The sequence below is a fragment of the Ruegeria sp. HKCCD7251 genome (assembly GCF_013031165.1).
Taxonomy (GTDB): domain Bacteria; phylum Pseudomonadota; class Alphaproteobacteria; order Rhodobacterales; family Rhodobacteraceae; genus Ruegeria.
This window is the reverse complement of the sequence record NZ_WPZC01000011.1, coordinates 31,924-56,502: the sequence shown is the minus strand read 5'-3', so window position 1 is coordinate 56,502 and position 24,579 is coordinate 31,924. Positions and strand designations below refer to the sequence as shown.

Annotated in this window: 15 protein-coding genes; 3 read left to right on the top strand and 12 right to left on the bottom strand. The window is 58.3% G+C overall.

Features of this window, described 5'->3' with window-relative positions:
* Positions 1–45: 45 nt before the first annotated feature.
* Positions 46–591 (bottom strand): helix-turn-helix domain-containing protein, encoded by a 546-nt coding sequence (locus GOX75_RS19160; protein WP_171125850.1) that lies wholly within the window; start codon positions 589–591, stop codon positions 46–48.
* Positions 592–697: 106 nt separating this feature from the next.
* Here GOX75_RS19160 and ilvD point away from each other — a divergent pair, with 106 nt between their 5' ends.
* Positions 698–2,530 carry a dihydroxy-acid dehydratase gene (gene ilvD / locus GOX75_RS19155; protein WP_171125848.1) on the top strand — a complete coding sequence of 611 codons (1,833 nt, stop codon included), beginning with the start codon at positions 698–700 and terminating at the stop codon, positions 2,528–2,530.
* Positions 2,531–2,730: 200 nt separating this feature from the next.
* Here ilvD and GOX75_RS19150 read toward each other — a convergent pair whose 3' ends face one another.
* Positions 2,731–3,549: a sulfotransferase family protein gene (locus GOX75_RS19150; RefSeq protein WP_171125846.1), complete on the bottom strand. Its 819-nt coding sequence runs from the start codon at positions 3,547–3,549 to the stop codon at positions 2,731–2,733.
* A 142-nt stretch (positions 3,550–3,691) separates the two neighbouring features.
* Between GOX75_RS19150 and GOX75_RS19145 the strand changes: the two genes are divergently transcribed.
* Positions 3,692–5,269 (top strand): DUF5928 domain-containing protein, encoded by a 1,578-nt coding sequence (locus GOX75_RS19145; protein WP_171125844.1) that lies wholly within the window; start codon positions 3,692–3,694, stop codon positions 5,267–5,269.
* A gap of 38 nt (positions 5,270–5,307) precedes the next feature.
* Here GOX75_RS19145 and GOX75_RS19140 read toward each other — a convergent pair whose 3' ends face one another.
* Positions 5,308–6,804 carry an aldehyde dehydrogenase family protein gene (locus GOX75_RS19140; protein ID WP_171125841.1) on the bottom strand — a complete coding sequence of 499 codons (1,497 nt, stop codon included), beginning with the start codon at positions 6,802–6,804 and terminating at the stop codon, positions 5,308–5,310.
* 18 nt (positions 6,805–6,822) lie between these two features.
* Positions 6,823–7,929, bottom strand: coding sequence for a saccharopine dehydrogenase family protein (locus tag GOX75_RS19135; protein ID WP_171125839.1), 1,107 nt, complete (start codon positions 7,927–7,929; stop codon positions 6,823–6,825).
* Between the two features lie 430 nt (positions 7,930–8,359).
* On the opposite strand from GOX75_RS19135, the gene GOX75_RS19130 reads away from it, so the two are divergent.
* Positions 8,360–11,989, top strand: a complete 3,630-nt coding sequence (locus GOX75_RS19130; protein WP_171125832.1) for a flavoprotein — start codon at positions 8,360–8,362, stop codon at positions 11,987–11,989.
* On the opposite strand, the gene GOX75_RS19125 is transcribed toward GOX75_RS19130, so the two are convergent.
* From GOX75_RS19125 to GOX75_RS19090, 8 genes are all read right to left on the bottom strand, one after another.
* Positions 11,986–13,149: a hypothetical protein gene (locus GOX75_RS19125; RefSeq protein WP_171125825.1), complete on the bottom strand. Its 1,164-nt coding sequence runs from the start codon at positions 13,147–13,149 to the stop codon at positions 11,986–11,988. The two genes, GOX75_RS19130 and GOX75_RS19125, sit on opposite strands and share 4 nt — an antisense overlap.
* A 10-nt stretch (positions 13,150–13,159) precedes the next feature.
* Positions 13,160–16,429 carry an adenylate/guanylate cyclase domain-containing protein gene (locus tag GOX75_RS19120; protein ID WP_171125822.1) on the bottom strand — a complete coding sequence of 1,090 codons (3,270 nt, stop codon included), beginning with the start codon at positions 16,427–16,429 and terminating at the stop codon, positions 13,160–13,162.
* Positions 16,430–16,553: 124 nt separating this feature from the next.
* The gene (locus GOX75_RS19115) at positions 16,554–18,263 is read right to left on the bottom strand and encodes an ABC transporter ATP-binding protein (protein WP_171125820.1); all 1,710 of its coding nucleotides are present in this window, start codon (positions 18,261–18,263) and stop codon (positions 16,554–16,556) included.
* A 4-nt stretch (positions 18,264–18,267) separates the two neighbouring features.
* Positions 18,268–19,218, bottom strand: coding sequence for an ABC transporter permease (locus GOX75_RS19110; protein ID WP_171125819.1), 951 nt, complete (start codon positions 19,216–19,218; stop codon positions 18,268–18,270).
* On the bottom strand, positions 19,215–20,195 hold the full coding sequence (locus GOX75_RS19105) for an ABC transporter permease (protein ID WP_171125816.1): 981 nt from the start codon (positions 20,193–20,195) through the stop codon (positions 19,215–19,217). Before GOX75_RS19105 ends, GOX75_RS19110 begins: the two co-directional genes overlap by 4 nt.
* A 48-nt stretch (positions 20,196–20,243) precedes the next feature.
* Entirely contained in the window at positions 20,244–21,191 is a 948-nt protein-coding gene (locus GOX75_RS19100) for a glutathione S-transferase family protein (protein WP_171125814.1), read from the bottom strand.
* Between the two features lie 4 nt (positions 21,192–21,195).
* Positions 21,196–22,761 carry an ABC transporter substrate-binding protein gene (locus GOX75_RS19095; RefSeq protein WP_171125812.1) on the bottom strand — a complete coding sequence of 522 codons (1,566 nt, stop codon included), beginning with the start codon at positions 22,759–22,761 and terminating at the stop codon, positions 21,196–21,198.
* Positions 22,762–22,889: 128 nt separating this feature from the next.
* On the bottom strand, positions 22,890–24,470 hold the full coding sequence (locus GOX75_RS19090; RefSeq protein WP_171125810.1) for an ABC transporter substrate-binding protein: 1,581 nt from the start codon (positions 24,468–24,470) through the stop codon (positions 22,890–22,892).
* Positions 24,471–24,579 lie beyond the last annotated feature (109 nt).

Genomic DNA, 24,579 nt, shown 5'->3' with positions numbered 1-24,579 from the left:
CGCGCAGGGTTGCGGGTTCAAGGCTGGATAAGGTCGCGGGTCCGCTTATCCGGCCTGACCATAGTGGTGCATGTTCAGAAATGCGGCACCCTCATCACCCGCCCGATAACCATGCGGAATGTCTGCAGCAAAGCGCAGGCCCTGTCCGGCTTGCAACGGCACCCATTCCGCGTCGCGCAAGATTTCCAATGCACCTTTCAGCACGAACACTTCCTCGGTCACGCCGGCGGCATGGGCGGCGGATTCGTGGCTCTGGTTCGGTGCAAGATCGACATGGAAGGTTTCCGCGCCAAGTGCGGGGTCATAGGGGAAGACGATCTTGACCTCGATGCTGCCGGGAAAGGTCACGGTGCGGAACAGGCTGGAATCGGCAGGGTCGCGCAGCGCCGACGACCCGATCAAAGCACTAAGTGGCAGTTGGAATCCTTTGGCGATCTTCCACAGGGTCGCGATGGTCGGGCTGGATTCGCCCCGCTCGATCTGGCCCAGCATGGCCTTGCTGACGCCTGTCATCTCGGCCACCTTGGACAGGCTCAGCCCCGAGGCCGCGCGCACATCCCGCAGTTTCAGCGTTATATCATCCGGTGCCATATCGCTCGTCTCTCGAATCCTCTTGTGCGTTATAGCGCACATGTGATACGTGCGCTATAACGCACACACCCCGCCATCGCAACCGGGGCATAAGGGAAACAGCATCATGCCAATGTACCGATCCAGAACCTCTACCCATGGCCGCAACATGGCCGGTGCCCGCGGCCTGTGGCGCGCCACCGGGATGCAGGATGACGATTTCGGCAAGCCGATCATCGCAATCGTCAACTCGTTCACGCAGTTTGTGCCGGGCCACGTTCACCTGAAGGACCTCGGCCAGATGGTTGCCCGCGAGGTCGAGGCCGCCGGTGGTGTCGCCAAAGAGTTCAACACCATCGCCGTGGATGACGGGATCGCCATGGGCCATGACGGCATGCTGTATTCGCTTCCCTCACGAGAGGTGATCGCAGATTCGGTCGAATACATGGTCAACGCGCATTGTGCCGATGCGATGGTATGCATCTCGAATTGCGACAAGATCACGCCGGGTATGCTGATGGCTGCCATGCGCCTGAACATCCCCGCGATCTTTGTCTCGGGCGGGCCGATGGAGGCCGGAAAGATCGACATCGCCGATCTGGATGTGAAAAAGATCGACCTTGTGGACGCGATGGTCGCCGCGGCCGACGACAAGTACACCGACGAACAGGTCCAGCATATCGAGGAAAACGCCTGCCCGACCTGTGGGTCGTGCTCGGGCATGTTCACCGCGAACTCGATGAACTGTCTGGCCGAGGCGCTGGGTCTGGCCCTGCCGGGCAATGGCTCGACGCTGGCCACGCATTCGGACCGCAAAGAGCTGTTCCTTGAGGCCGGTCGCCGCATCGTCGAGATCACCAAGCGCCACTATGATCTGGATGAAAAGGGCTTCCTGCCCCGCGAAATCGCCACATTTGATGCGTTCGAGAACGCCATGTCGCTGGACATCGCCATGGGCGGGTCCACCAACACCGTGCTGCACCTGCTGGCCATCGCGCATGAGGGCGAGGTGCACTTCACCATGTCCGATATGGACCGACTCAGCCGCGAAGTACCCTGCTTGTGCAAGGTCGCGCCAAACACAGAGAACGTGCATATGGAAGACGTTCACCGCGCGGGCGGCATCTTCTCGATCCTCGGCGAACTCAGCCGCGCCGGTCTGCTGCACGATGATTGTAGCACCGTGCATTCGGCAACGATGGGTGAAGCAATTGCCAATTGGGACATTAAGGTCGCCAACAACCCCAAGGCGCAGGATTTGTTCAAGGCCGCGCCGGGTGGCGTCCGCACCACGCAGGCGTTCAGCCAATCGAATAGGTACAAGGAACTGGACACCGACCGCGAAGGCGGCGTGATCCGGTCCAAGGAACACGCGTTCAGTCAGGATGGAGGTCTGGCGGTGCTGTTCGGCAACATCGCGCGCGACGGCTGTATCGTGAAAACCGCCGGTGTGGACCTTGCCAGCCTGACCTTCACCGGCTCGGCCTATGTCTGCGAAAGCCAGGATCAGGCGGTGAACGACATCCTGACCGGCAAAGTTAAAGAGGGCGACGTGGTCGTTATCCGGTACGAAGGCCCGCGCGGTGGCCCGGGGATGCAGGAAATGCTGTACCCGACCTCGTATCTGAAATCCAAGGGGCTGGGCAAAGCTTGCGCGCTGCTGACCGACGGGCGGTTTTCGGGTGGCACCTCGGGCCTTTCGATCGGCCACGTCTCGCCCGAAGCGGCCGAAGGTGGCGTCATCGGTCTGGTGCATCAGGGCGACAAGATCGAGATCGACATCCCCAACCGCACGATCCATCTGGCCGTGTCCGACGAAGAACTGGCCGCGCGCCGGGAAGAACAGGACGAAAAAGGCTGGGAACCTGCCGCCCCACGCAAACGCAAGGTGTCCACGGCACTGAAGGCCTATGCCAAACTGACGACAAGTGCGGCTAAGGGAGCTGTGCGCCAGTTGTGACTGTGTTAACCCGGCGCGCGATTATGACGGGCCGGGTTTTCCAACCACCCAAACCCTCCCGCGCCCGAACTACGCCATCGGCTGCGCCGATACCCCGTTCAGTCTTGGGCCCGGCGCCGCGCGGTGCGCGGCGCCGGGCCCAACCAGAGGAGATGTCTTGTCAGAGACATTGATGATGGGCGGGAGAACCTGCCCCTTACTCAGTCGCCAAGTTTGGCATGAACCTCATCCAGATCAATTTCACCAATTGGCATCTTGTTAGCCGGGTTCTCAAAATCATACCGGAACAGCTCGAAATCCTGCTTGTAGATTTCGTAGACCAGGTGCATCGAGAGGTCGTCAAAATAGTCTGCAACCGGATGCGCGCGCTTTGGGCCATGCCCCTCAGATTCGTTGAAGCGCGGGATTGTGGACAGCTCCACATTATGCGGCGTATCCAGATGGTTCAGGACATCCTGCATTCCGTCGTTGAACGCTTCGGTCCAGAAAATCTTGTCATACCGTCCGCCATTCACGATGAAGGTTGAGACATGGCCCGACATGGCGGACCAATGAATGTCGGGGTCCATCGGCCTGCGCCACCGGATCGTGTCGCGCGCGAACAAAAGAAACCGACGGAAGCTGGCGATCTGGTCGAACTCGCCCTTTCCGTCATCCCCACCAACCTCGATCCCGTAATTATAGATCAGCGTCGGCACCAGATTGCCCCGGTACCGTTTGCCGTTTCGCTGAATGCCGCAGATCTTGTCAAAAAAGGAGCTGAGGATACGCGTGTAAGGATTGCGGACACAGGTGAAGGTATAAGACGAGTGGTTTCGGATATTTTGGGAAATCACATCCTGACTGTTCTCGAACGCCCATTTGTGCATTCCGTCATCTGCGTCGTGAATATCACCATCAAAGAACCGACCATGATCCGAATAATACATGATCTGTCCAATGGTTGAGCAGGCGCATTTCGGCACAACCCGATACACCATGCTTTCGCTCTCGGTCATCCATGTGCCGGGAAAACCCATCTGCTTTGCCTCCTCCGCGTGTCAGAACCTAAAATTTCTGCCCGCTTTTGAGATCAAAAAACCAAAAATATTATGTTTATTCAATCGCTCATCCTCAGTATCACGGTTGGAAACGGGCAGAAACGGAATTCACAGAACTGAAATGGCCAGGATTGCCTATATATTGCTGTGCCACAAAGACCCCGAGGCCATCATTGCACAAGCCGAGCAATTGACCGCCGCTGGGGATTGCATGGCCATTCACTTCGACGCACGCGCCAGCGCCGCGGCCTATGCCCAAATTCGGGACGCTCTTGCGCACAACGCAAACGTCACTTTCGCAACCAAGCGGATCAGATGTGGCTGGGGAGAGTGGTCTTTGGTTCAGGCCACCCTGCACGCCATCGAAGCGGCGGTGGATGCATTTCCTCGTGCAACGCATTTCTACATGCTGTCGGGCGACTGCATGGCAATCAAGACGGCGGAATACGCGCATCGTTTTCTGGACGAGCGCGACATGGATTTTATCGAGAGCCACGACTTCTTTGAAAGCAAGTGGATCAAGACCGGGATGAAAGAAGACCGGCTGATCTATCGGCATTACTTCAACGAAAGAACACAAACCCGGTGGTTCTATGCCGCTTACGAGCTGCAAAAGCGGTTTGGTTTGACCCGCGACGTTCCCGACGACATTCAGGTCATGATCGGCAGCCAGTGGTGGTGCCTGCGCCGCCGGACGATCGAGATGATTCTGGAATTCCTGAAGAAGCGCCCGGATGTGATCCGCTTTTTCTCAACCACCTGGATTCCGGATGAGACTTTCTTTCAGACCCTGGTTCGCCATCTTGTTTCGAAAGAAGAAATCGAGAACCGCACGCCCACATTCCTGATGTTCTCGGACTATGGAATGCCGGTTACGTTTTACAACGACCATTATGATATGTTGCTGGGGCAGGATTATCTGTTTGCCCGCAAGATCAGCTCTGAAGCTCATGATCTGAAAGACAGGTTGGGCAAACTCTATGCCACCGAAGGCGTCACGTTCCGGATAACGGATGAAGGGCGAAACCTGCACAGGTTCCTGACCGGGCGCGGCCGCGTTGGACGCCGGTATGGTCAACGGTTCTGGGAGGCGGGCAATACCCTTGGACCAAACCGCGAAGTTTATCTGATCGTCTGTAAGAAATGGCATGTCGCCAAACGGCTCGTCGATCAGATCATGTCCGAGACAGACATCCCCTGTATCGAATACCTGTTTAATGAAGAAGACACGGCCCTGCCCGATCTGGGCGGCATAGAAACCACGCTGGGCAAACGGTCTCGGCACCGGCGCGCGGTCGTGCGTTTGCTGTTCGACAATTTCGAAACGGACAAGCTGGTTATTTGCGTCGATCCCGCCAACCTTGAGATCATTGAGGATTTTAATGCCGACCAGTCCCATGCGCATGTGTTGGAGATTGATTGCGCGTATTCAGATGCTTACTTGATCGGCCACGCCCGACGCATAGGTCTGGCTGGTGAGAACAGCCCCGACGAGACCGTTGCCGAACTTGTGCCAACCCTACGCAACGCGCTTGCCTACGAATCCGAGTTGATACAGGGGGCCGGTCTTGGCAGTTACCAGCGTATTCGGGAAACCGATACTCCTGCAGAAAAGGAAGCGGCAATTACAGCGATTTTGGGTGTCTCACCAGACAAGGCCCGGGCAATCTTGCAGTTGGACTACCTGTTCGCCGATTGAAAAACCGGCGACGCTTGGGGCATCGCCGGTCTGGATGTTTAGATGTCGAACTTGACGCCCTGCGCCAGCGGCAATTCAGCCGAGTAGTTAACCGTATTGGTCTGGCGCCGCATATAGGCCTTCCACGCGTCAGAGCCGCTTTCGCGCCCGCCTCCTGTTTCTTTCTCACCGCCAAAGGCACCGCCGATCTCGGCCCCCGACGGCCCGATATTGACGTTGGCGATTCCGCAATCCGATCCGGCTGCGGTCAGGAATTGCTCGGCCTCGCGCATGTTTAGGGTGAACACGCAGGACGACAGGCCTTGCGGCACGTCGTTCTGGATGTCGATGGCGTCGTCGAAATCGTCATAGCCCATCACATAAAGGATCGGCGCAAAAGTCTCGGTTTTCACGGTCGCCGTCTGGCCGGGCATCTCAACGATGGCGGGTTGCATATAGACGCCATCCGGCACACCGTCGGTCACGCGCTGGCCTCCGAATACCGCACCGCCCTCAGCTTTGGCCGATTCCAAAGCAGCGATCATGGCCGCGCCGGATGCCTCATCGACCAGTGGGCCGATCAAAGTGCCCTCGGTCAGCGGGTTGCCGATAGGCAGACCGGCATAGGCCCTTTTCAGGCGGCCCACCAGTTCCTCACGGATCGAGTTATGTACGATCAGGCGGCGCAGCGTGGTGCAGCGCTGACCAGCCGTACCCACAGCCGAGAACACGATCGCGCGCACCGCCATTTCCAGATCGGCCGAAGGGCCAACGATCATCGCGTTGTTGCCGCCCAGTTCCAGAATGCACTTACCAAAGCGGGATGCCACCACGGGGGCAACCGCGCGGCCCATGCGGGTGGAACCGGTGGCCGAAATCACCGGCACATCCTCGCTGGCGACCAGCGCCTCGCCCAGCGCGGCACCGCCGATCAGGGTTTGCAGCAGGTGGTCGGGCGCATCGCCGAAACGGGCTAGTGCGCGTTCAAAGATCTTCTGGCAGGCCATCGCGGTCAGCGGCGTCTTTTCGGACGGTTTCCAGATCACCGTATCGCCGCAGACCAGTGCAATCGCCGCGTTCCACGACCAGACCGCAACCGGGAAGTTGAAGGCCGAGATCACGCCGACCGGCCCCGCCGGGTGCCATGTCTCCATCATCCGGTGGCCGGGGCGTTCAGAGGCGATGGTCAGGCCATAAAGCTGCCGCGACAGACCTACGGCAAAGTCGCAGATGTCGATCATCTCTTGCACTTCGCCCAAACCTTCCGAGGTGATCTTGCCAGCCTCCCAACTGACCAGCGCGCCCAGATATTCTTTGGCGGCACGTAGTTCCTCGCCCAGCAGGCGGATCAACTCGCCCCGGCGCGGGGCGGGTACAGTACGCCAGGCTTTGAATGCAGTTTTGGCATTGGCAAACACCGCCTCCATGTCGCTCGCCGGGGTTTCATGCACCTCGGCCAGCAGGCTGCCGTCGATGGGGGAATGCACCGGCAGAGTGCCGCCGGTCAGCTCAGCCGCTGTCAGGTCCAGATTGGCAAGGGTTGTTTGCGCAGTCATCACGATGTCTTTCATATCTCAGGCCGCCTTGTTCTGTGGGGTTGCGTCGCCAGAGCGGTAAAGCTGGCCAAATTCGGTGTTCAGGAAATCAGACAGGGCCACCTGTTCCTGCCGGACAAAGCCCTTGGCAGGCAGCGCGCCCGTGCGCATCAGATCGACCACACCCAGCACACCTGCGGCGGTGGTGACTTGAATGGCGCTCCAGACCTGTCCGTTGATCTTGCGGGCATAGCTTTTGTTGATCAGGGACTTCTCGCGCAAGCTTCCGTCGATCATGCCTTTTGCGGTGCAATAGACCAGCACCACGTCTTGATCCGTGCGCGGAAGGGCGGTCTCGAAAATATCCTTGAGCAGATCGCGGCGACGCTCAAGCCCCAGATCCTTGAGCAGCAGCTTCAGAATATCGCAATGGCCGGGATACCGGATCGAGCGATAGGATACTGCCCGGGCCTTGCCGTCCAGCGTTTCGGGTAATGTGCCCAAGCCACCCGAGGTGTTGAAACACTCATATTCCACCCCGTCATGGCCCAGCACCTCGTAATCTTCCAGCGGCGCAGTCTTGACCCGGTCGCCGTTCACGATGGCATCGCAGGGGTTGCAGTATTCGTTGATCAGCCCGTCGGTGGACCATGTCAGATTGTATTTCAGCGCATTGGTAGGATAGAGCGGTAAAGCACCAACCCGCATGTGCAAACTGTCCAACTCATCAAACTCTGACGCCAGCGCTGCCCCGGCGATTCCGACAAACCCGGGTGCCAGACCACATTGCGGCATGAATGCTGTTGCGCTGTCTTTGGCCAATTCGCGCACGGCATTGGTGGCCGCAACATCCTCGGTCAGGTCAAAGTAATGTGCGCCTGCAGCCTTGGCGGCATTGGCGATTTGCGGGGTCAGAAAAAACGGAGCGGCCGAGATGACGGCATCAAAGCCGGTCAGCGCCTTGGCCAATTGCGCCGTGTTGCTGACGTCGATCTGCCGGGTCGCAATGCCTTGGCGGTTCAGAACCGACAGGGCTGACAGATCACGATCCGCAACCGTGACCGAGTAATTGGACGAAGATTTTAGCAGGGTCGCGATCATCTGACCGATCTTGCCTGCTCCGATAACACAGATATTCCAGCTCAAAACGCGCCTCCTCTTTCGTTTTCTGAAAGTATGACGGGCCGCTTGTCCGGCTCGCAGGGGTTATCTTGTCGGAAACACGGAATGATCCGTCATAGTGTCGGAGTTTTCATCATGGTGACGAAATCTTGGCGCCACCCGCCGCGACCGACCCCTATTGCGTGTTGTGACCTGAGCGCAATCAACCATTGACCCCCGTGCCGTTGGCAGGGGGCGCCACCCCAACTGGATCAGTGATTTTCGTCAACAAATACGATAATGTGCGCTCTATTGGGCCGGTTTTGCGCACTAATTCCTTGCAAACTCCAGCCCATCCAGCGCCGGGCGCTATGAGGGGCGGTTTCGTTTCCAGCTAACCGATTTGGGGCCCGTTACCAGCCAAGAGCCGGTGTTGGTCAGTGATAGTTTCAAGACGAGTTCAGGGGGAATAAGCGTGCCAAAAGATCCGATTGACAATTCAAAACCATTCGAGCCGACGGATGGGGATTGGAAACTGATTCATTCCATTCTTTCATCCAGCGACAGCGCGGCAATTAACGCGCACTTCGAATTCTTCGACATTGCAGAAAAAACGGTTCTGCCTCCGCAGGGCATGTATGTCGTTCTGTCCGGCATCGTCCAATTAAGGCAGGACGGAACAACTTTGACCACCGCCGATACCGGCGACTATTTCTATGAAGAGCATCTTGAAATCTTTGACATTCCCGTCAGCCTCGAGGCTGTGGCCACGCCCGGCACCAAGCTGGCTTACCTGTCCAGCAACCAATGGTTCGAAATCCCGGTCAAAATCCGCGAAGCCTGTTACGCGACCCTGTTCGGCGATCTGGTCAGCGTGCATTTGCAGAACTTCCAGCAACCGATCAACTGTTGCAGTGTCACGGCGGCCGCGCTCAGCATGTCGGCATTGGGCTTCAGTTGCGAGGTCAACGACATCTTCCGCGAATGCGCTTTGCCCACATCCTTTGTTGTGAATGACGGGATTTCATTGGGTGAACTTTATGACGTCGCCTGCACATTCATCCACACGCAGGGCCTGCGCAAGAAGATACAAGTGCAGGCCTATTTCATGGACGAGGCCACGACCTCGGTCGATCTGCTGCTTGCGGCGATTGACGAATCCAACCGGGTGGGCGGCGACAACGACATTCTGGTGGCGAATTTTCAGGTCGGCGTGGCGCATGGCAAACAGAACATGCCCGGCGGTCACTTTGCGATCATCGCGAAATGCAACCCCAGCACCGGGTTGGTGCATATGATGGATGTCCACCCCGAGAAATACGGCAAGCTGTGGGTGACGACGATTGACCGGCTATGGGCAGGTATGTCCGACCGCGACGGAACCTCGATGCGGTCGCGGGGGATTTTGCGGTTCTCGGCATTGGATGCGGTGAAGACCACGCTGCAAACGCTGCAACAGGATTGCAATTACGTAGACAGCACCGAATATCTGGCAAAAGACCCCAAGAAACGCCGCAACCTGTTCCGGCGGGCCAGCCCTAACATGAACTCGATGGGGGTTTTGGCCGAAAGCCTGAACATTCTGGGCGACCAGCAGGTCGACGAAGACAAGCTGCTGATCGCGACACAGGCCAATCTGACAGACGCGCTCAGCCGGGTTTCCACGGCCAAAGAGATGCACGCGCTGGCGCAGCGCTATCTCAGCCAGACACCTGACGTGCATCTGGGCAGCACTTTCCGAAGCTATGCAGAACGCCCCGACAAGGACGACAAATCGCCCGAGGACTGGTTCCGCGATCAGTTGCACAGCCTGAACGCGCACGACGATCGCCATCTGATGATCAATATTGATTTCAACCGCGTGCTGGGGTTCGAGGTCATCCGCCCCCCCGCAAATGTCTTTCGCGAGACAGCCCTGCTGGAAGAGTTCTGGTGCCTTTGCATCGCCTATGACGAAAAGACCGATCTGGTCACGGTCGTGGATATGAGCCCGGCAACCTCGCAAGTCTGGCAGGCCCCGCGCGGGCATATCTTCCGCGGTCTGCGCGACCTCGGAAACCCGGCAATGTTGGTGATCGAGGAACATGAACCGCCCGAAGACCCCACGGATGTCGAACGCATCGTCAACACCAACCCGATTGTGCTGTTCTACGCGGATGAGGACCCCTGGTCCTATATGCTGCGCAGTATGCTGGCCAATATCGGCATCACCAGTGCCCGGCTGATTGACGTCGAAGGCCACGGGGCCAACGTGATGAAAATGCGGCGGCAATTGACGATAATGACTGGGAAGGAAAACCCACCCTACCTGTTCTTCAAGGGCGAATGCCTGGGTCGCAGAAAAGATATTGTCGATGTTGTGCTGGATGGCAGCTTTCAGCAAAGCGTCAAGGAAGCCGGGCTGCCGGTGTTGCTGCGCCATGAATCGCCCAGTCTGGACAAGAACATCTTTGGCTACCCCAAGGGCGGGTTGACCGATGCGCCCAGCGAAAAGCGCAATGTGCTGCTGTGTGCCTGCGGGTCGTCGGCGGCAGACAAGGTTCCCGATCTGGTCAAGCGGATCAAGGATGCGGGGCATAACGTCAAGCTGATCCCGTCCGTGTCAGCCGAGAAGTTTTTCCGCGATATCGAGGTCGAAGAGGAAACCGGCAATATCAAGAAAGCCAAACCAAAAACGATCGAAGATTACATCTCGCATCACGACTATTACCGCGACGATGACGAATGGAATTTCCGCTATACCGAGTTCGGGATGCCCCTGCGTGCCTCGCATCTGGCGCTGTGTGACTGGGCAGACTGCGTGATCGTGGCGCCGGTGACCTGCAACACGATGGGCAAGATCGCCAACGGGATCGCCGACAACCTGCTGACCTCGGTCTTTGTGGCATGGCAATACCGGAACAAGCCGGTGATCCTCTGCCCGGCTTGCAACACAAACATGTGGAACAATGTCACCACCCAGAACAATGTCGAAAAACTGCGCGATCTGGGGGTCGATATCGTTGGCCCGCGCAAGGGTCGATTGTCCAACGGCATGATGGGGATCGGCATGATGGCCACCCCGGATCAGATCATGGAGGTGTTGGACGAGGCGTTCGAAGAACTGGCCGATCAGGAACACAATATCTGCAAATGGGCGCAGGAGGCCGCGGCCTCGGACGAGTTCGCGCAATGGACTCGTGTTTTTGACGCTATCGACAAGGGCATGGCCGGGATCGACATCGTGGATGACAGCAACGGCGATACCCTTCTGCACTATGCGGCGGGGGGCGAAGGCGAGCTGCATGAAAACGGCCAGAACCTTGGCAAGCCCGATCTTGAGGCGGCGCAGGAGTTGATTAACCGCGGCATCGACGTCAACGCCACCAACGATCACGGGTTTACCAGCCTGCATGTGGCGGTGATGAACAACTCGGCCAAAATGGTCGAAGTGCTTCTAGGCGCGCCGGGGATCGACGCCAGCAACTGCATCAACTTCCTGCGGGACCCGAAGAATGCCAAAGACGTAAAGCAGGTCAAACCCAAGATCAGGGCCATGCTGGATGACTGGGCCAATGCCCATACCGTCATCGCGCCCGAGGAAGACCACGACAATGATCTGATCGACGACCGCGAGCGGACCTATCTGTATTTCACCTACGGGTCGCTCAAGAAAGGGTTCCCCAACCACGACGCCCATGCAGACGTGCTAGACGATTTCGTGGGTGAGGCCGTTACCCGGCAACGCATGCCCCTGATCGTCCCGCACGAGCCGCATTGCGACAATCCCAATTGCGGCTACCTGCACCGGATGGCCACGCTGGTCGATCAGAAAGGGCGTGGCGAACCCATCCGGGGTGAGGTCTATCGCGTCTCATCCTCGGGGCTGAAGGAGTTGGACAAGCTCGAAGGCTATCACGGCCCCGGCTCGCCCGAGAATGTCTACGTCCGCAAGCGGATCAACGTGCTGATGGACGGGGTCAAGAAGCCTGCCTATGTCTACGTCATCGCCCACCCGACCAAATATCTGGACCAATGGGCCGACGGCACGTCCGGCATCGTGGCGGAATACACGCTGGACATGGCCACGGGCACGCCGAAACCGGGGTTCCAGCCAACGCCCTAGTTAAGCATCTCGATCACGGCTTCATCCTCGGGGTCGGCCTTGAGACTAAGGTTATAGGCCGTGATCGCCACCGTGCAAATCAACACAAAGGGCCAGAACGCGGCCTTTGGGATCAGGTTGTCCCGGTAGTGGATGAACCGCAGGGACGGCACGGCCTCGGACGCGAACAGGTAGGTGTTCACGGACACGGCCAGCAGCAGGAAATACATCAGGAAAAAGAACGACTCCATGTAGATCACCGGCGATCCGGCAAAGCCTTCACGCAGTTGCACATGCGCCAGCAGGATCACGAAGAACAGAACCGAACAGGTGCCAATCACGCTAGAGGTGCTGAAATCGTGCCGCTCGATCAACTCGGGCCGGCGGGTCACGGTCATGACTGCGCCAAACAGCAGCATCGTAACGACGATCAGGGGGATCATGTGAACGACGAAGGCGTTGCCGAAGTTGCGCTTGATGACAAAGTTATAGTGCAACTCGGGCAGGTTGGTCTGGAATTCGGCATCACTGATGCCCAGCGTGGTGCCCAGATCGGACAGGCGATAGTCGAAATAGGTATTCTCCCGCTCCCACGTGCCCATGACGATGCGGCTGTCGATCCCGAATATGTCGTCGGGACCCGTGGCTGGATAGGCCGCGAAATCGGGGATCAGGGCCACGGCGGTGTCGAAACTGGCGGGCCAGAACCGGACCCATACGGTTTTATGGTCGAAGGGATAGCTGGTGTAGTCGAAATTCTGCCGTAGGGTCTGTTCAAAATACCAGCCGATCAGTTCTTCGCCGTCCTGATCCTTGCGATAGGCTTCTTCGATCATCCCGCTGGCGGCATCCGAGGCATCGGGCAGCACGAACCCGACAGCATCGCCGGCCGGTTTGATCGCGTCATGCACACCGTCTTCGTAATGCTGCCAGACATATCCGGTGACATGGACATCGCTGGCATCGGTGAAAACAAACGACTTGATGAAAATTCCGGTCCTGACCTGATACTCCGGCACGTTTTCCAAGTCTTGCAGGTAGCCATCCACCGATGCCTGATCAGGCAGTTGCGTCGGATCGCCCTCGAAGTGATTCAGCTCGACCAACAGTTTGAACAACAAGACTAGCAGCCCAAGTGTCAGGGCACCGGAAATCAACCAAACCTTCTTTTCGATACTCATTCAGTCCCTTTCAAACTTGGTCCAGACGTCCGACCAGGGACTGTGTGATGCCCATCTCAGAGAAACCCGCGCCCAGCGCCTCAAACTCTTCATGTGCGCTTAACGGGATGCCCCAACCACCGCACGCGGCCAGAACCTTGGTGTGCTGGATCGAAAGATCGACCATTGGCAAAGGCTCATCGGCGGTAAAATGGGCCAATGCGTCGGCATATCCGGTGGCCTTGTCCCATTCCTGCCGCGCCAGCATGACGGCGCTTGCATCGGGGTAGAAATGCAAATGGCTGTGCCCGACGCAGCCCTCGGCAATGATCTGTGCGCCCAGTTTCAAGTGTTGATCCTGTTTGTCAGGGTCTGTTTCAGCCAAGGCCAGCGCTGACAGCGCCTTTGGCCCCACAAAGTTGCGCCCATGTTCCAACGCAATGTCCACGGCCCGCCGACCTGTTTCGCGCGCCTGATCCTTCTGCCCGGCATAGACCTGTGTACGTGCCAGATGCTCCAGCGCCTGCGCCTCCAGCCGCTTGGCCCCAACTCGGGCGGCAATTTCGGCCGAGAGGGTAAAGGACTCCAGCGCGCCGTCCATTTCACCCAAAAAGGTCTGCGCCACACCAAGACATGTTTGGGCCACACATTCCGGCACAAAGGCAAAGTACTTCTGCGAAATCTCTATGGCTTCCTGCGCGTCCACCTTGCCTTGCGCCACGTCGCCGGAATAGCTGCGCGCAACGCTGAGATTGTGAAGGTTCGCAGCCATATCCCGCACCAATCCTTCTTCGCGCGCGCGCTCGACGGCCTGCGTGTAAAACCCGGTCGCCGACCGCATGGTGGCATTCATGAAATTGGCGTCACCAAAGCCGCTAAGAGCGCCCACCTCCAACCGCGCCGATTGTAACTTGCGCGCCAAAGTCAGCGCTTTTTCATTGCTGGCCAGTGCCTTTTCGACCTGACCCAGCGGGAAATAGATATTGCCGCGCACATAGTTGATCTGCGCGATGTCTCTTTCCGATCCGCAGCGTTCAGCGGCGGCCTCGGCAATTTCAAGGCTATCCAGCGCCTCTTGGTACAGGCTTGCCTGCCGGTCGGTTTGCGCCAACCCGATATAGGCGCGGCAGGTCTGCTCATCGGTCTCGGCAAGACTGGCTGCCTCTTTGAACTCGCGCAGCGCGTCTTCTGAATATCCCTGCAACCGGTGCGTTTCCCCGCGTGCGCACAACAGATCGAACCGAACACCATCCGGGGCCGGTAATTCCAAAGCGCGCTCGATCAGGGGGCTGGCTTCATCATATTGGAAGCCCAGAATCAGGTTCTCGGCGGCTTCAAGATAGGCTTGCGCCGCGTTGCTGGCCCCGGCGCGATCCAAATGCTGTGCGCGCAGGGTCGCGTCCCGCTCTTCAAACCATTTGGCAGCCTCGCGGTGCAGCCGTGTACGCTCGGACTTTACCAGCGTGGCATAGGACCCGTCCCGGATCAGGGCGTGCGCAAACATCAGATCTGTCCCTGCCTCGCGGATCAGGGCCGAGCGGATCAGTGTCGAGGTATCCAGATGCCCTTTTCCCAGAATAAAGTTCAAAACCTCAGGCCAGAAACGTTGCCCCAGAACCGAGGCCGCCTGAATCGCGGATCGGCTGGACGGATCCAATGCATCCAGCCGTGACTGAACAATGCCTTGGATACTTCCGGGAACCGAGTCTCGCTTGAGCACGTCGATATTGCGCAGCAACTGCTCAAGAAACAGCGGGTTGCCACCTGCCCGACGCACACAGGCGTCCAGAAGTTCGGGGTCTATGCCGGTGAACTCTTCGACCAGTTGCCGGGCCTGATCATCCCCCATAGGTGCCAGTTCCAGTTTCGAAACCAGCGCGCCCTCGGTGCCAAGCTGCCAATCGCGATCAATCGGGTCGCCTTCGACACGGCTGGTCATCAGCAACACACAAGGCAGGTCACGCGTAGCGGCCGCGATATGGGCGCAAGCCGTCAGGATGTCGGGCGTCGCCCAGTGGATATCCTCGACCTGGATCAAGAGCGGGCTGTCCTGACTGCAGGCGGCAATCAACTCGTCAATCACCTGACGCCGCCCGCGCAGGCGGGTGGCATTGTCCATGACTGCATAAACTTCGGCCAGTCCGGGGTCCTGTTCAAGCTCAAGCAGCGCGTTCAGATGCGTGGCATTGGACGGCGACACCCAACCCTTGCCGATTGCGCTTTTGGCCACCTCAGCGCAGGTTTCGGCGTTATCGGTTGCCTCAAGCCCCAACATGCTGCGGGCCACGGATTGAATGGCTGAATGCCCCTCGCGCGCACCGAAATCCATGACGACGCCGGTATGCACGGCGTAAGACAAGCTGTCGGCAAGTTCGGCAACCTGTTCAGACAGGTGCGTCTTGCCGATGCCCGGCTCACCCAGAACGATATGAACCTCGCCCTTGCCGTGCCGCTGGCATCGGTCGAACGTGGCCGAGAACAACGACATCTCGCGCTCGCGACCCACAAAACGGTGACGGCGCGAACGGATGTTCCTCGCCATCCGATCCAGCCGCCAAAGCTCGATGGGTTCGTTCAGGCCCTTGATGGCCTTGGCCCCCATAGACTCGCCCACGAAAAGCGGCCCCAACGCGCGCTGAATGTCATGTGACACAAGCGTTTCACCCGGCGCAGCCATGTCTGTCACCCGCGAGGCAAGGTTCACCCCGTCGCCGGTGACGGTGTATTCGGTATGGGCTTCGCTGCCTGTCGTGCTGGCGATGACCTGCCCCGATGCGATTCCGATATGGCAGGACAGGGGCCGTGTCAGGGTGGGCAGAGCCGCATGAATCTCCAACGCGGCCCGCGCTGCGCGTTCGGTGTCGTTGGTGTGTGAAATCGGCGCGCCGAATACAGCCATCACCGCGTCGCCGATATGCTTGTCGATCCGTCCGCCGAATTTTTCGACGACGTGATCCACCTTGTGAAAGAACTCGTTCAGCAGCGCGTGCATGTCCTCGGCGTCCAACTCGCTGGACAGCCGGGTAAACCCTGTGAGGTCCGCGAACATCACCGTGACTTGTCGCTTTGCGGGCTCAAGCGGGGTTTGCGGTTCATAAGGTTGAACAAGGTCGACCGGTTCAAGTTCGGAAATCGCACGCAAAAGACGCCGGCGGTCACCGACGGCGGTCACTCCGATTTCGATCAGGTCTTCGCCCGTCAGATCGGGCAAAATTGCGAAATCAATTTTGTTTTCCAAAAAGGCCTGCGCATAGTCAGACAAACCAAGTGCGCTTAGCCAGTCCCTAAGGTCCTGAGACATATCGCCCCTCTGAAGCCCCCAACTTCAGACATAGGCGTAGCACAGCAGACCCGTCCGAGTCTGCAATCGTTAACTAATTTAATTTTTTTGGTATAGCCCAAAGCCCGAAAATCGGGCGTTGGGTTCAAGTTTCAGCTTCTAACCCCTCGGTCGACAGATCGTCGAGTTTGGGCATCAGGCGCAGCAATTCGCTTGCGTATTCAGTTTGCGGGTTGGCAAACAGATCGTTGGTCTCTTGCAGTTCGACCACCTTGCCCTGTTTCATAACCGCGACCCGGTCGCACATCTGGCGCACCACCGGAAGGTCATGGCTGATGAACAGCAAGGTCAGACCCAGATGTTCCTGCAAATCCTTCAGGATGTTCAGGATTTGAGCCTGAATCGACACGTCCAGCGCACTGGTCGGTTCGTCACAGATCAGGAAACGCGGCTGCGTGGCAAGGGCGCGCGCAATCGAAATCCTCTGACGCTGACCGCCCGAGAATTCATGCGGGTATTTCAACCCGGCCTCGTGACCCAGCCCCACCTGATCCAGCAGCTCATCCACGCGGCGCTTGATGTCGGTTCCGTCCATCAACCTGTGATGACGGATCGGTTCGGCCACGATCTCATCCACGCGCATCCGTGGGTTCAACGAGGAATACGGGTCCTGAAAGATCATCTGGATGTTCTTGCGATAGGCATCCAGCGCGGCTTTGTCGGTCAGGTCGCTGACCACCTTGCCCTCAAAAGTGATCGACCCGCCGTCAACCGGATACAGCCCTGCGATCATCCGCGCGACGGTGGACTTGCCCGAGCCGGACTCGCCCACCACGCCAAACACCTCGCCCGCGCGGATATCAAAGCTGACATCGTCAACTGCGGTGAAATAGGTGCGGTCCCATGGCAAAAGCCCACGCTTTTGCAGGAACTTCTTGGTCAAGTTGCGAATTTCGAACACAGGCTTGCTGGTGTCATTGTCGACCTTGGGCCAGTGGCGGGCCATATCCTCGATCGCAAAGCGGGTTTCGCGCCCGCCATAGCTGATCTGGGGAAAGCGATGCAGTTTCAGCGTCGGGCGCGGCACGGCGGCGATCAGGGATTTGGTATATTCGTGGGTCGGCTGGCCCATGACCTGCGATGTCGGGCCACTTTCGACGACCTTTCCCGCATACATCACCGTCACCTTGTCGGTGGTGTCCGCAATCACACCCATGTCGTGCGTGATCAGAATGACGCCCACCTGCCGTTCGGTCGCGAGTTCCTTGATCAGGTCCAGAATCTGCGCCTGAACAGACACATCCAGCGCGGTCGTCGGCTCATCCGCAATGATCACGTCGGGTTCTGTGCAAAGCGCCAGAGCGATCACAACACGCTGCCGCATCCCGCCCGAGAACTGGTGCGGGTATTGATCCAGCCGCGTATCAGGGTCAGGGATACCCACCCGGTCAATCAGATCGCAGGCCCGTTTGTTGGCCTCGGCATCCGAGCCACCCAGATGCGCCTGAATAGTCTCGACCAGTTGCTCGCGCACGGTGAACAGCGGGTTGAGCGAAGTCAGCGGATCCTGAAAGATCATCGAGATCTTCTTGCCGCGCAGCCCACGCATCGCCTCGGCGTCGATACCGCTGATCTGGTCGCCGCTCAGCTTGATCGTACCGCTTGCGATACGACCGGGGCGGTCCAGCAGCCCCATGATGGCGGCCCCGATAGTGGATTTACCGGCACCGGATTCGCCCACAAGCCCATGGATTTCACCCGGTTCAACCGACAGATCCACATGGTCCACGGCGGTAAACAATTGGCGGCGGGTCGGGAATTCGACCGTCAGGTCATTGATTGTCAAAAGGCTCATGAAATCACCGCAGCTTGGGGTTCAGCGCGTCGCGCAGCCAGTCGCCCAGCAGGTTTACGGACAAGGCCAGCGCCAGAAGGGTGCAGGCCGGGAAGAACAGAATCCACCACTCACCCGAGAACAGGAAGCCCTGCCCAATGCGGATCAGCGTGCCCAGCGACGGCTGAGTCGGAGGCGCGCCAACACCAAGGAAACTCAGCGTCGCCTCGGCAATGATCGCCAGCGCCAATGAGATCGTGGCAATCACCAGAACCGGGCTGAGGACGTTGGGCAAGATATGGCGGAACATGATCGGGAAAGACCCGCGACCGATCAGGCGCGCGGCCTGAACGTATTCCTTGTTTTTCTCAACCAGCGCCGCGCCGCGCACCACGCGCGCGAATTGCACCCAGTCGGACAAGGCAATCGCGACGATCAGAACATAGATCGCCATCTCATCCCTGTATTCCGGTGGGGTAACACCCTTTGCGATACCAAAGATCAGCATGGCGACCAGAATGGCCGGGAAGGTTAGCTGTACGTCGGCAATCCGCATGATCAGAGTCTCGATCCAGCCACCGAAATAGGCCGCGACCAGACCCAGAACAACGCCGATTATCAAAGCCAGAAGCACTGCTGAGGCCCCCACGAACAGGGAAATCCGCATCCCGTACAAGATGGTCGAGAACACGTCCCGCCCCTGATCGTCGGTGCCCAGCAGAAATGTCTCCTGTGTGAACGCGTTGGGTGTGCCAGGCGGCGTAAACCCGTTCATCAGGTTCAGCGACGAAGGATCGAACGGGTTATACGGTGCAATCAGCGGCGCAAAGATCGCCGACAGCACCAGAACAACGACAACCAGCGTGGCAATAATCGCCACAGGCGAATGCCGGAAGGACCAGGCGAAATCGCTGTCCCAGAACTTGGCAAACCGCGTCTTTTCCGGGGCTTTGGGGGTATCGAGAGTATCGGTCATGTGGCCCTCGCGTCGACACGCAGGCGCGGGTCAATGGCATAGTAAAGAAGATCGACAATCAGGTTGATCGTCACGAACATGACCGAAATCAGCATCAGATAAGCGGCCATGACGGGAATATCGACGAACTGGATCGCGTTGATGAACAACAGGCCGACACCCGGCCACTGGAACACAGTCTCGGTGATGATGGCGAAAGCGATGATCGACCCAAGCTGCAATCCGGTGATGGTAATCACCGGCACCAGAGTGTTCTTCAGCGCATGGCGGAAGTTGATCACCCGGTCCGACAATCCACGGGCACGGGCAAAGCGGACATAGTCAGCGCGCATCACCTCAAGCATTTCAGACCGCACCAACCGCATGATCAACGTCATCTGATACAGGCCCAGCGTGATCGCCGGGAGGATCAGCGCCTTGAGCCCCGAGGTCGTCAGAAAACCTGTGGACCACCAGTCTCCAATCATAACGGTCTCGCCCCTCCCGAAGCTGGGCAGAAGGTCAAGTTCAACCGAGAAGATATAGATCAGCAATATACCGATTAGAAACGTGGGCAACGAAACCCCGATCAGACTGACAGTCATGATCACGTTCGCAGCGAGCCCTTGTCGTCGTATCGCCGTAAATACGCCCAGAGCGATGCCCAGCGTGATCGCAAGGAAACCGGACACAAAGGCAAGCTCCAAAGTCGCAGGCGCGCGCTCGGCTATGATCGTCGACACCGGGCGGCCTTGGCGGTATGAAACGCCGAAATTGCCCTGCACGGCACCTTGCAAGAACTTGAAGTATTGAACTGGAAACGGTTGATCCAAACCAAGCTCGGTGCGAAGGCGGTCGATGTCAGCCTGAGTGCGCTCTTGCCCCAGCATGTTGTCGATCGGATCGCCAACAAACCGGAACATTGAAAACGCGACCAGACCCACGACCAGCAACACGATCACGGATTGGAACATCCTTCGGACGATATATGCGAACATTCACTTTCCCCATTGATCTTCGTGTCTACGCACGCCCTGACCGAATGGTCAAGATGTCGCGGGTGACAGCGACCGTCTATCCTGCGGAGCCGTCCAGTCGACCTCTGGCCCCAACGGGACAATACCCAGAGGATTTCTCAGCTCGGATGGTGAGAAATACCCTGCCTTATAGATGTCTGGTTTGACTGTCCGCCCGATCTCGGGTCGTGCATAGAGGTCGCGCGCATATCCCCACAGGTTCGGGTAGTCAACCAGTCGCCGCAAATTGCAGCGGAATGCGTAGTGATACGCCACATCAAAGCGCGCAAGCGTCGGAAACAGGCGCAGATCAGCTTCGGTCAGGACGTCACCGCAAAGATAGCGGTTGGTGTCCAGATGCGATTCGATTTCGTCCAGCATGGCGAAGACGTCCTGAAACCCGGCTTCATACGCCTCTTGCGTGCGGGCAAACCCGGCGCGATAGACGCCATTGTTCAGGCGCGGGTAAATCTTTGCGTTCCAGTAGTCGATCTGCTCCAGCTTATCCGGCGGGGCAAGGTTCGGGCCATATCCTTCAAGCGTACCCAGCATCCGCACCAGATCGGCGGATTCATTGGACACAGCGCAGTTTTCGACACGATCCCACAGCAAGGGAACCGTGATACGCCCGGTATAGGCGGGATCAACCCTTGCATAGACCTGATGCAGCGCGGTGACGTTGAACAGGGAATCGGAATACTCACCCTCGAGGTCATAGACCCAACCATCGGGCGTTCGACGCGGGCGGGCATAAGCGACCGTGATCACGTCTTCCAGACCCTTGACCGCGCGGGTCAGCAAAACCCGATGCGCCCAAGGGCAGTTCCACGCGGCGTAAAGGTGGAACCGACCCGCTTCAACAGGATCACCCGGCAAAGCGTTGCGGATGGTCGACGCCTGACGGCGGTATGCGCCGTCAAGCTTTGAGTCCGGGGCGGGGTCTTCCAAATGGTAGACCCCGGCGATCATTACACCCATGCGGTCAGTTCACCGTCACCCAGCGTAGGATGAAGAAATTGTCCGGGCGTTGTGTCAGGTCGATATTGCTGCCGGTCCCCCAGACTAGGGGCTGCACGTACATCGGCACGTACACATGGTCGTCCTGATAAATTGCCGTCACCTCATCCAGCATGGCCTGACGTTTTTCGGCGTCCAGCTCCGACTGAATCATCGGCAAAAGCTCATCTACCCGCTCGTTCGAGTAGCCGCCGAAATTCCAACTGCCCAGTTTCTTTTCCTCGTTCGGCGTGGCGACAAGGAAGCGCACGGGATGTTCGGCATCAAAGGTTCCGGGGCTCCAGCCCAGCAGATACATGTCGTAATTGTCTTCACGCAGTTCCGGCCAATAGTTGCGGACAGGCATGGCATCCAGTTCCGCCGTCACTCCGATCTGAGCCAACATGCTGACAATCGCCTGACAGACCGCTTCGTCATTCAGGTAGCGGTCATTCGGGCATTTCAGACCGAACGAGAACCCATCGGCATATCCGGCCTCGGCCAACAGCGCCTTGGCCCCTTCGACATCAAAGGCGGGGCGTTCGGCATTGGCCTCGGAATAACCACTCATGGCTGGGCTGACCAATTGCGAGGCGGCCTCGGCATTGCCACGCATGGTCGTGGCGAGAATGGCATCGACATTCACCGCGTTCGCGATGGCCTGACGGACCCGCACGTCACGGAACGGGTTCGGATTGCCTGCGTCATCGGTGTATTTCAACGCTTCGGCTTCGTGGTCAAAGCCCAGCATGATCACGCGCGCCTCGATCCCCTGAATGACGTCGACATCGCCATTTTCCTTCAGGCGCGCAACGTCCTGAATGGGGACAGGGTTGATCATGTCCACATCGCCCGACAGCAGCGCCGCCACAGCGGTCGCCGGGTTTTGGATCGGGTTGAACTCGGCGCGGGTAATGTTGTGCTCGACCTCACCCCACCAGTCGCCATGCGGCTCTAACACAGTCTTTAACCCCGGTTCTCGCACTGTCACCTTGAAGGCCCCGGTGCCATTTGCGTTGATCGTGGCGTAGTTGCCAGATTCTTTGTCGGGCACAGCGGCATCATTGGCTTCGGTCCATCCCTGATCCATGATCATCCAGTTGGCGATCGAGGACGGGAACAGCGGGTTGGGTGCTGTGGTCATGATGTCGACGGTGTAATCGTCTACCACAATCACCTCACTGACCGGGGCGAACCAACTGCGGGTATCGGCGGCCTCACCCGAGGCGCGCTGATAGCTGAACAGAACGTCCTGCGCATCAAAACTGCTGCCATCATGAAAGGTCACGCCCTCACGCAGCTTGAATCGCCAGCCGTCGCCCTCTCCGATGGGCTCCCAGCTTACGGCCAGTGCGGGTTCGACCGTCATGTCTTTGCCGCGACGCACCAGCCCTTCGTAGACATTGTTGAGAAAGCCCAGGACCGGGGCCGAGTTGACGGCGTGCGGATCCATGGTCTGCGGATCAGTGGTCGAGGCCCATTTAAACTCGGCCGCCTGAACACTGGTCGCAGCTAAAAGGGCCAGGCCAATGGCGCTGCTTCTGAGGATCATTGTGATGTCTCCCTGTTTTCTGCTGCCGAGTGTTCTTGGTTTTTTGTGCGCACGCAAGGAATTCTCAGGCCGACACAAAAAAACAGGGCGCGGAACTCGCGCCCTGCCTGATACTTGTTGGAACCGATTTAGTTCATGGTAAAGTATTTGACCTTGGGCTGGTCTTCGGCATCCACTTCGATGCCTACACCGTCGGCCATACCCCAGTTCAGGACCTGGTGGTGAATGGGGATGTAAAGTGCTTCATCCTGAACCACGCGCCAGATGTCGGCGATGTCGGCATTCCGTGCGTCAAGATCAGTGTTGGACGCCAGCGACTTGATCTTCGCGTCCAGCGCATCGTTCTGATAGCCGGTACCATTCCACGTGCCGATATCGTCTTCGCGACCATGTACAAGGAAGTTGAAGATGTATTCCGAGTCATATGTCGGCACACCCCAACCCAGCATGTAGAAGTCTGTCTTGCTGTCGGTGATCAGCGGGAAGTGCTGCGCTTTGGGCTTGGCGTCCAGATTCACGGTCACGCCAATCTGACCCAGCATCCCAACGGCCGCCTGACAGATCGCCTCATCGTTGATGTAGCGGTCATTCGGGCAGTCCAGCCGCAGCGAGAAACCGTCAGGATAGCCCGCCTCGGCCATAAGTGCCTTGGCTTTTTCCAGATCGGTTGAGGATTCACCGTCCATTTCGGCGGTCCAGCCGTTGACGAATGGCGGTGCGATCATACCCGCAGGCTGCGACTGACCGCGCATCACGACCTGCTTGATCGCATCGCGGTTGATCGCCATCGACATCGCCTGACGCACCCGCACATCGGCCAGAGGATTCTTGCCATCGACGTTATCCGCTTCGATGTCGTCCGAACCCTGGTTCATACCAAAGAAGATGACGCGGTTCTGCGGGGCTTGCTTGACCATAAGGCCATCGGCGCCGTTTACGCGCTCAATATCCTGCACCGGCATGTCCTGCAGGAAGTTCACCTCGCCCGACAGCATCGCTGCCACACGGGTCGCAGCGTTCTGGATGGGGGTATAAACGATCTCGGTCACTTCCATCGGGAACTGGTCGATGCCCCAATAGTCGTCGTTGCGCACCATCACGGTTTTCACGTCAGGCTCGCGGCTTTGCAGTTTATATGGCCCCGTGCCGTTGGCGTTGGTGGTGGCATAGGTGATCTCGCCACCTTCAAAGTCCTGCACATTGACGGTGTTGTTCGCTTCGGCCCAACCCTTGTCCAGAATGAACAGGTTGGTCAGGTTCGACGGCAGGATCGGGTTCGGGCCATCGGTGACAATCTCAACGGTATAGTCATCGACCGCGCGCACTTCAGTGATAGAGCCGATCAGCTCTTTCATGTCCGAGTTCGGCTGCTTGGCGCGCTCAAAGCTGAACACCACGTCTTCGGCGTTGAAGTCAGCGCCGTCATGGAATTTCACACCCTCGCGCAGCTTGAAGACCCAGACATTCGGGTCATCTGCCTTGGGCCCCCATTCGGTCGCAAGCGCGGGTTCAAACGCACCGGTCACATCGCGGATGATCAGCGGCTCGTACATCTGGTGGCGAATGGTGTGTGACGGACCTTCGTTTTGCGAGTGCGGGTCAAGCGTCAGCGCATCGCCAGCACGCGCCCAGCGCAAGGTTTCAGCCGATGCGCCTGCCGCCATCAATGCAGTCGCACTGGCAGCAATCATCAGGTTTCTTAGGATCATTTTAGTCTCCCCGGGTTTTCGTTAATGCCGCCTTTCAACGGCCGACCGTTTTTTCGGTCCTGGTGGCCATGATCATCCAGATCATTTTGACAGTTGCAACACCTGATTG

Excerpts from the sequence above, each read along its gene's own strand:
- GOX75_RS19160 (WP_171125850.1), bottom strand. The coding sequence starts at position 591 with ATGGCACCGGATGATATAACGCTGAAACTGCGGGATGTGCGCGCGGCC.
- ilvD (WP_171125848.1), top strand. The coding sequence starts at position 698 with ATGCCAATGTACCGATCCAGAACCTCTACCCATGGCCGCAACATGGCC.
- GOX75_RS19150 (WP_171125846.1), bottom strand. The coding sequence starts at position 3,549 with ATGGGTTTTCCCGGCACATGGATGACCGAGAGCGAAAGCATGGTGTAT.
- GOX75_RS19145 (WP_171125844.1), top strand. The coding sequence starts at position 3,692 with ATGGCCAGGATTGCCTATATATTGCTGTGCCACAAAGACCCCGAGGCC.
- GOX75_RS19140 (WP_171125841.1), bottom strand. The coding sequence starts at position 6,804 with ATGACTGCGCAAACAACCCTTGCCAATCTGGACCTGACAGCGGCTGAG.
- GOX75_RS19125 (WP_171125825.1), bottom strand. The coding sequence starts at position 13,149 with ATGAGTATCGAAAAGAAGGTTTGGTTGATTTCCGGTGCCCTGACACTT.
- GOX75_RS19120 (WP_171125822.1), bottom strand. The coding sequence starts at position 16,429 with ATGTCTCAGGACCTTAGGGACTGGCTAAGCGCACTTGGTTTGTCTGAC.
- GOX75_RS19115 (WP_171125820.1), bottom strand. The coding sequence starts at position 18,263 with ATGAGCCTTTTGACAATCAATGACCTGACGGTCGAATTCCCGACCCGC.
- GOX75_RS19110 (WP_171125819.1), bottom strand. The coding sequence starts at position 19,218 with ATGACCGATACTCTCGATACCCCCAAAGCCCCGGAAAAGACGCGGTTT.
- GOX75_RS19105 (WP_171125816.1), bottom strand. The coding sequence starts at position 20,195 with ATGTTCGCATATATCGTCCGAAGGATGTTCCAATCCGTGATCGTGTTG.
- GOX75_RS19100 (WP_171125814.1), bottom strand. The coding sequence starts at position 21,191 with ATGGGTGTAATGATCGCCGGGGTCTACCATTTGGAAGACCCCGCCCCG.
- GOX75_RS19095 (WP_171125812.1), bottom strand. The coding sequence starts at position 22,761 with ATGATCCTCAGAAGCAGCGCCATTGGCCTGGCCCTTTTAGCTGCGACC.
- GOX75_RS19090 (WP_171125810.1), bottom strand. The coding sequence starts at position 24,470 with ATGATCCTAAGAAACCTGATGATTGCTGCCAGTGCGACTGCATTGATG.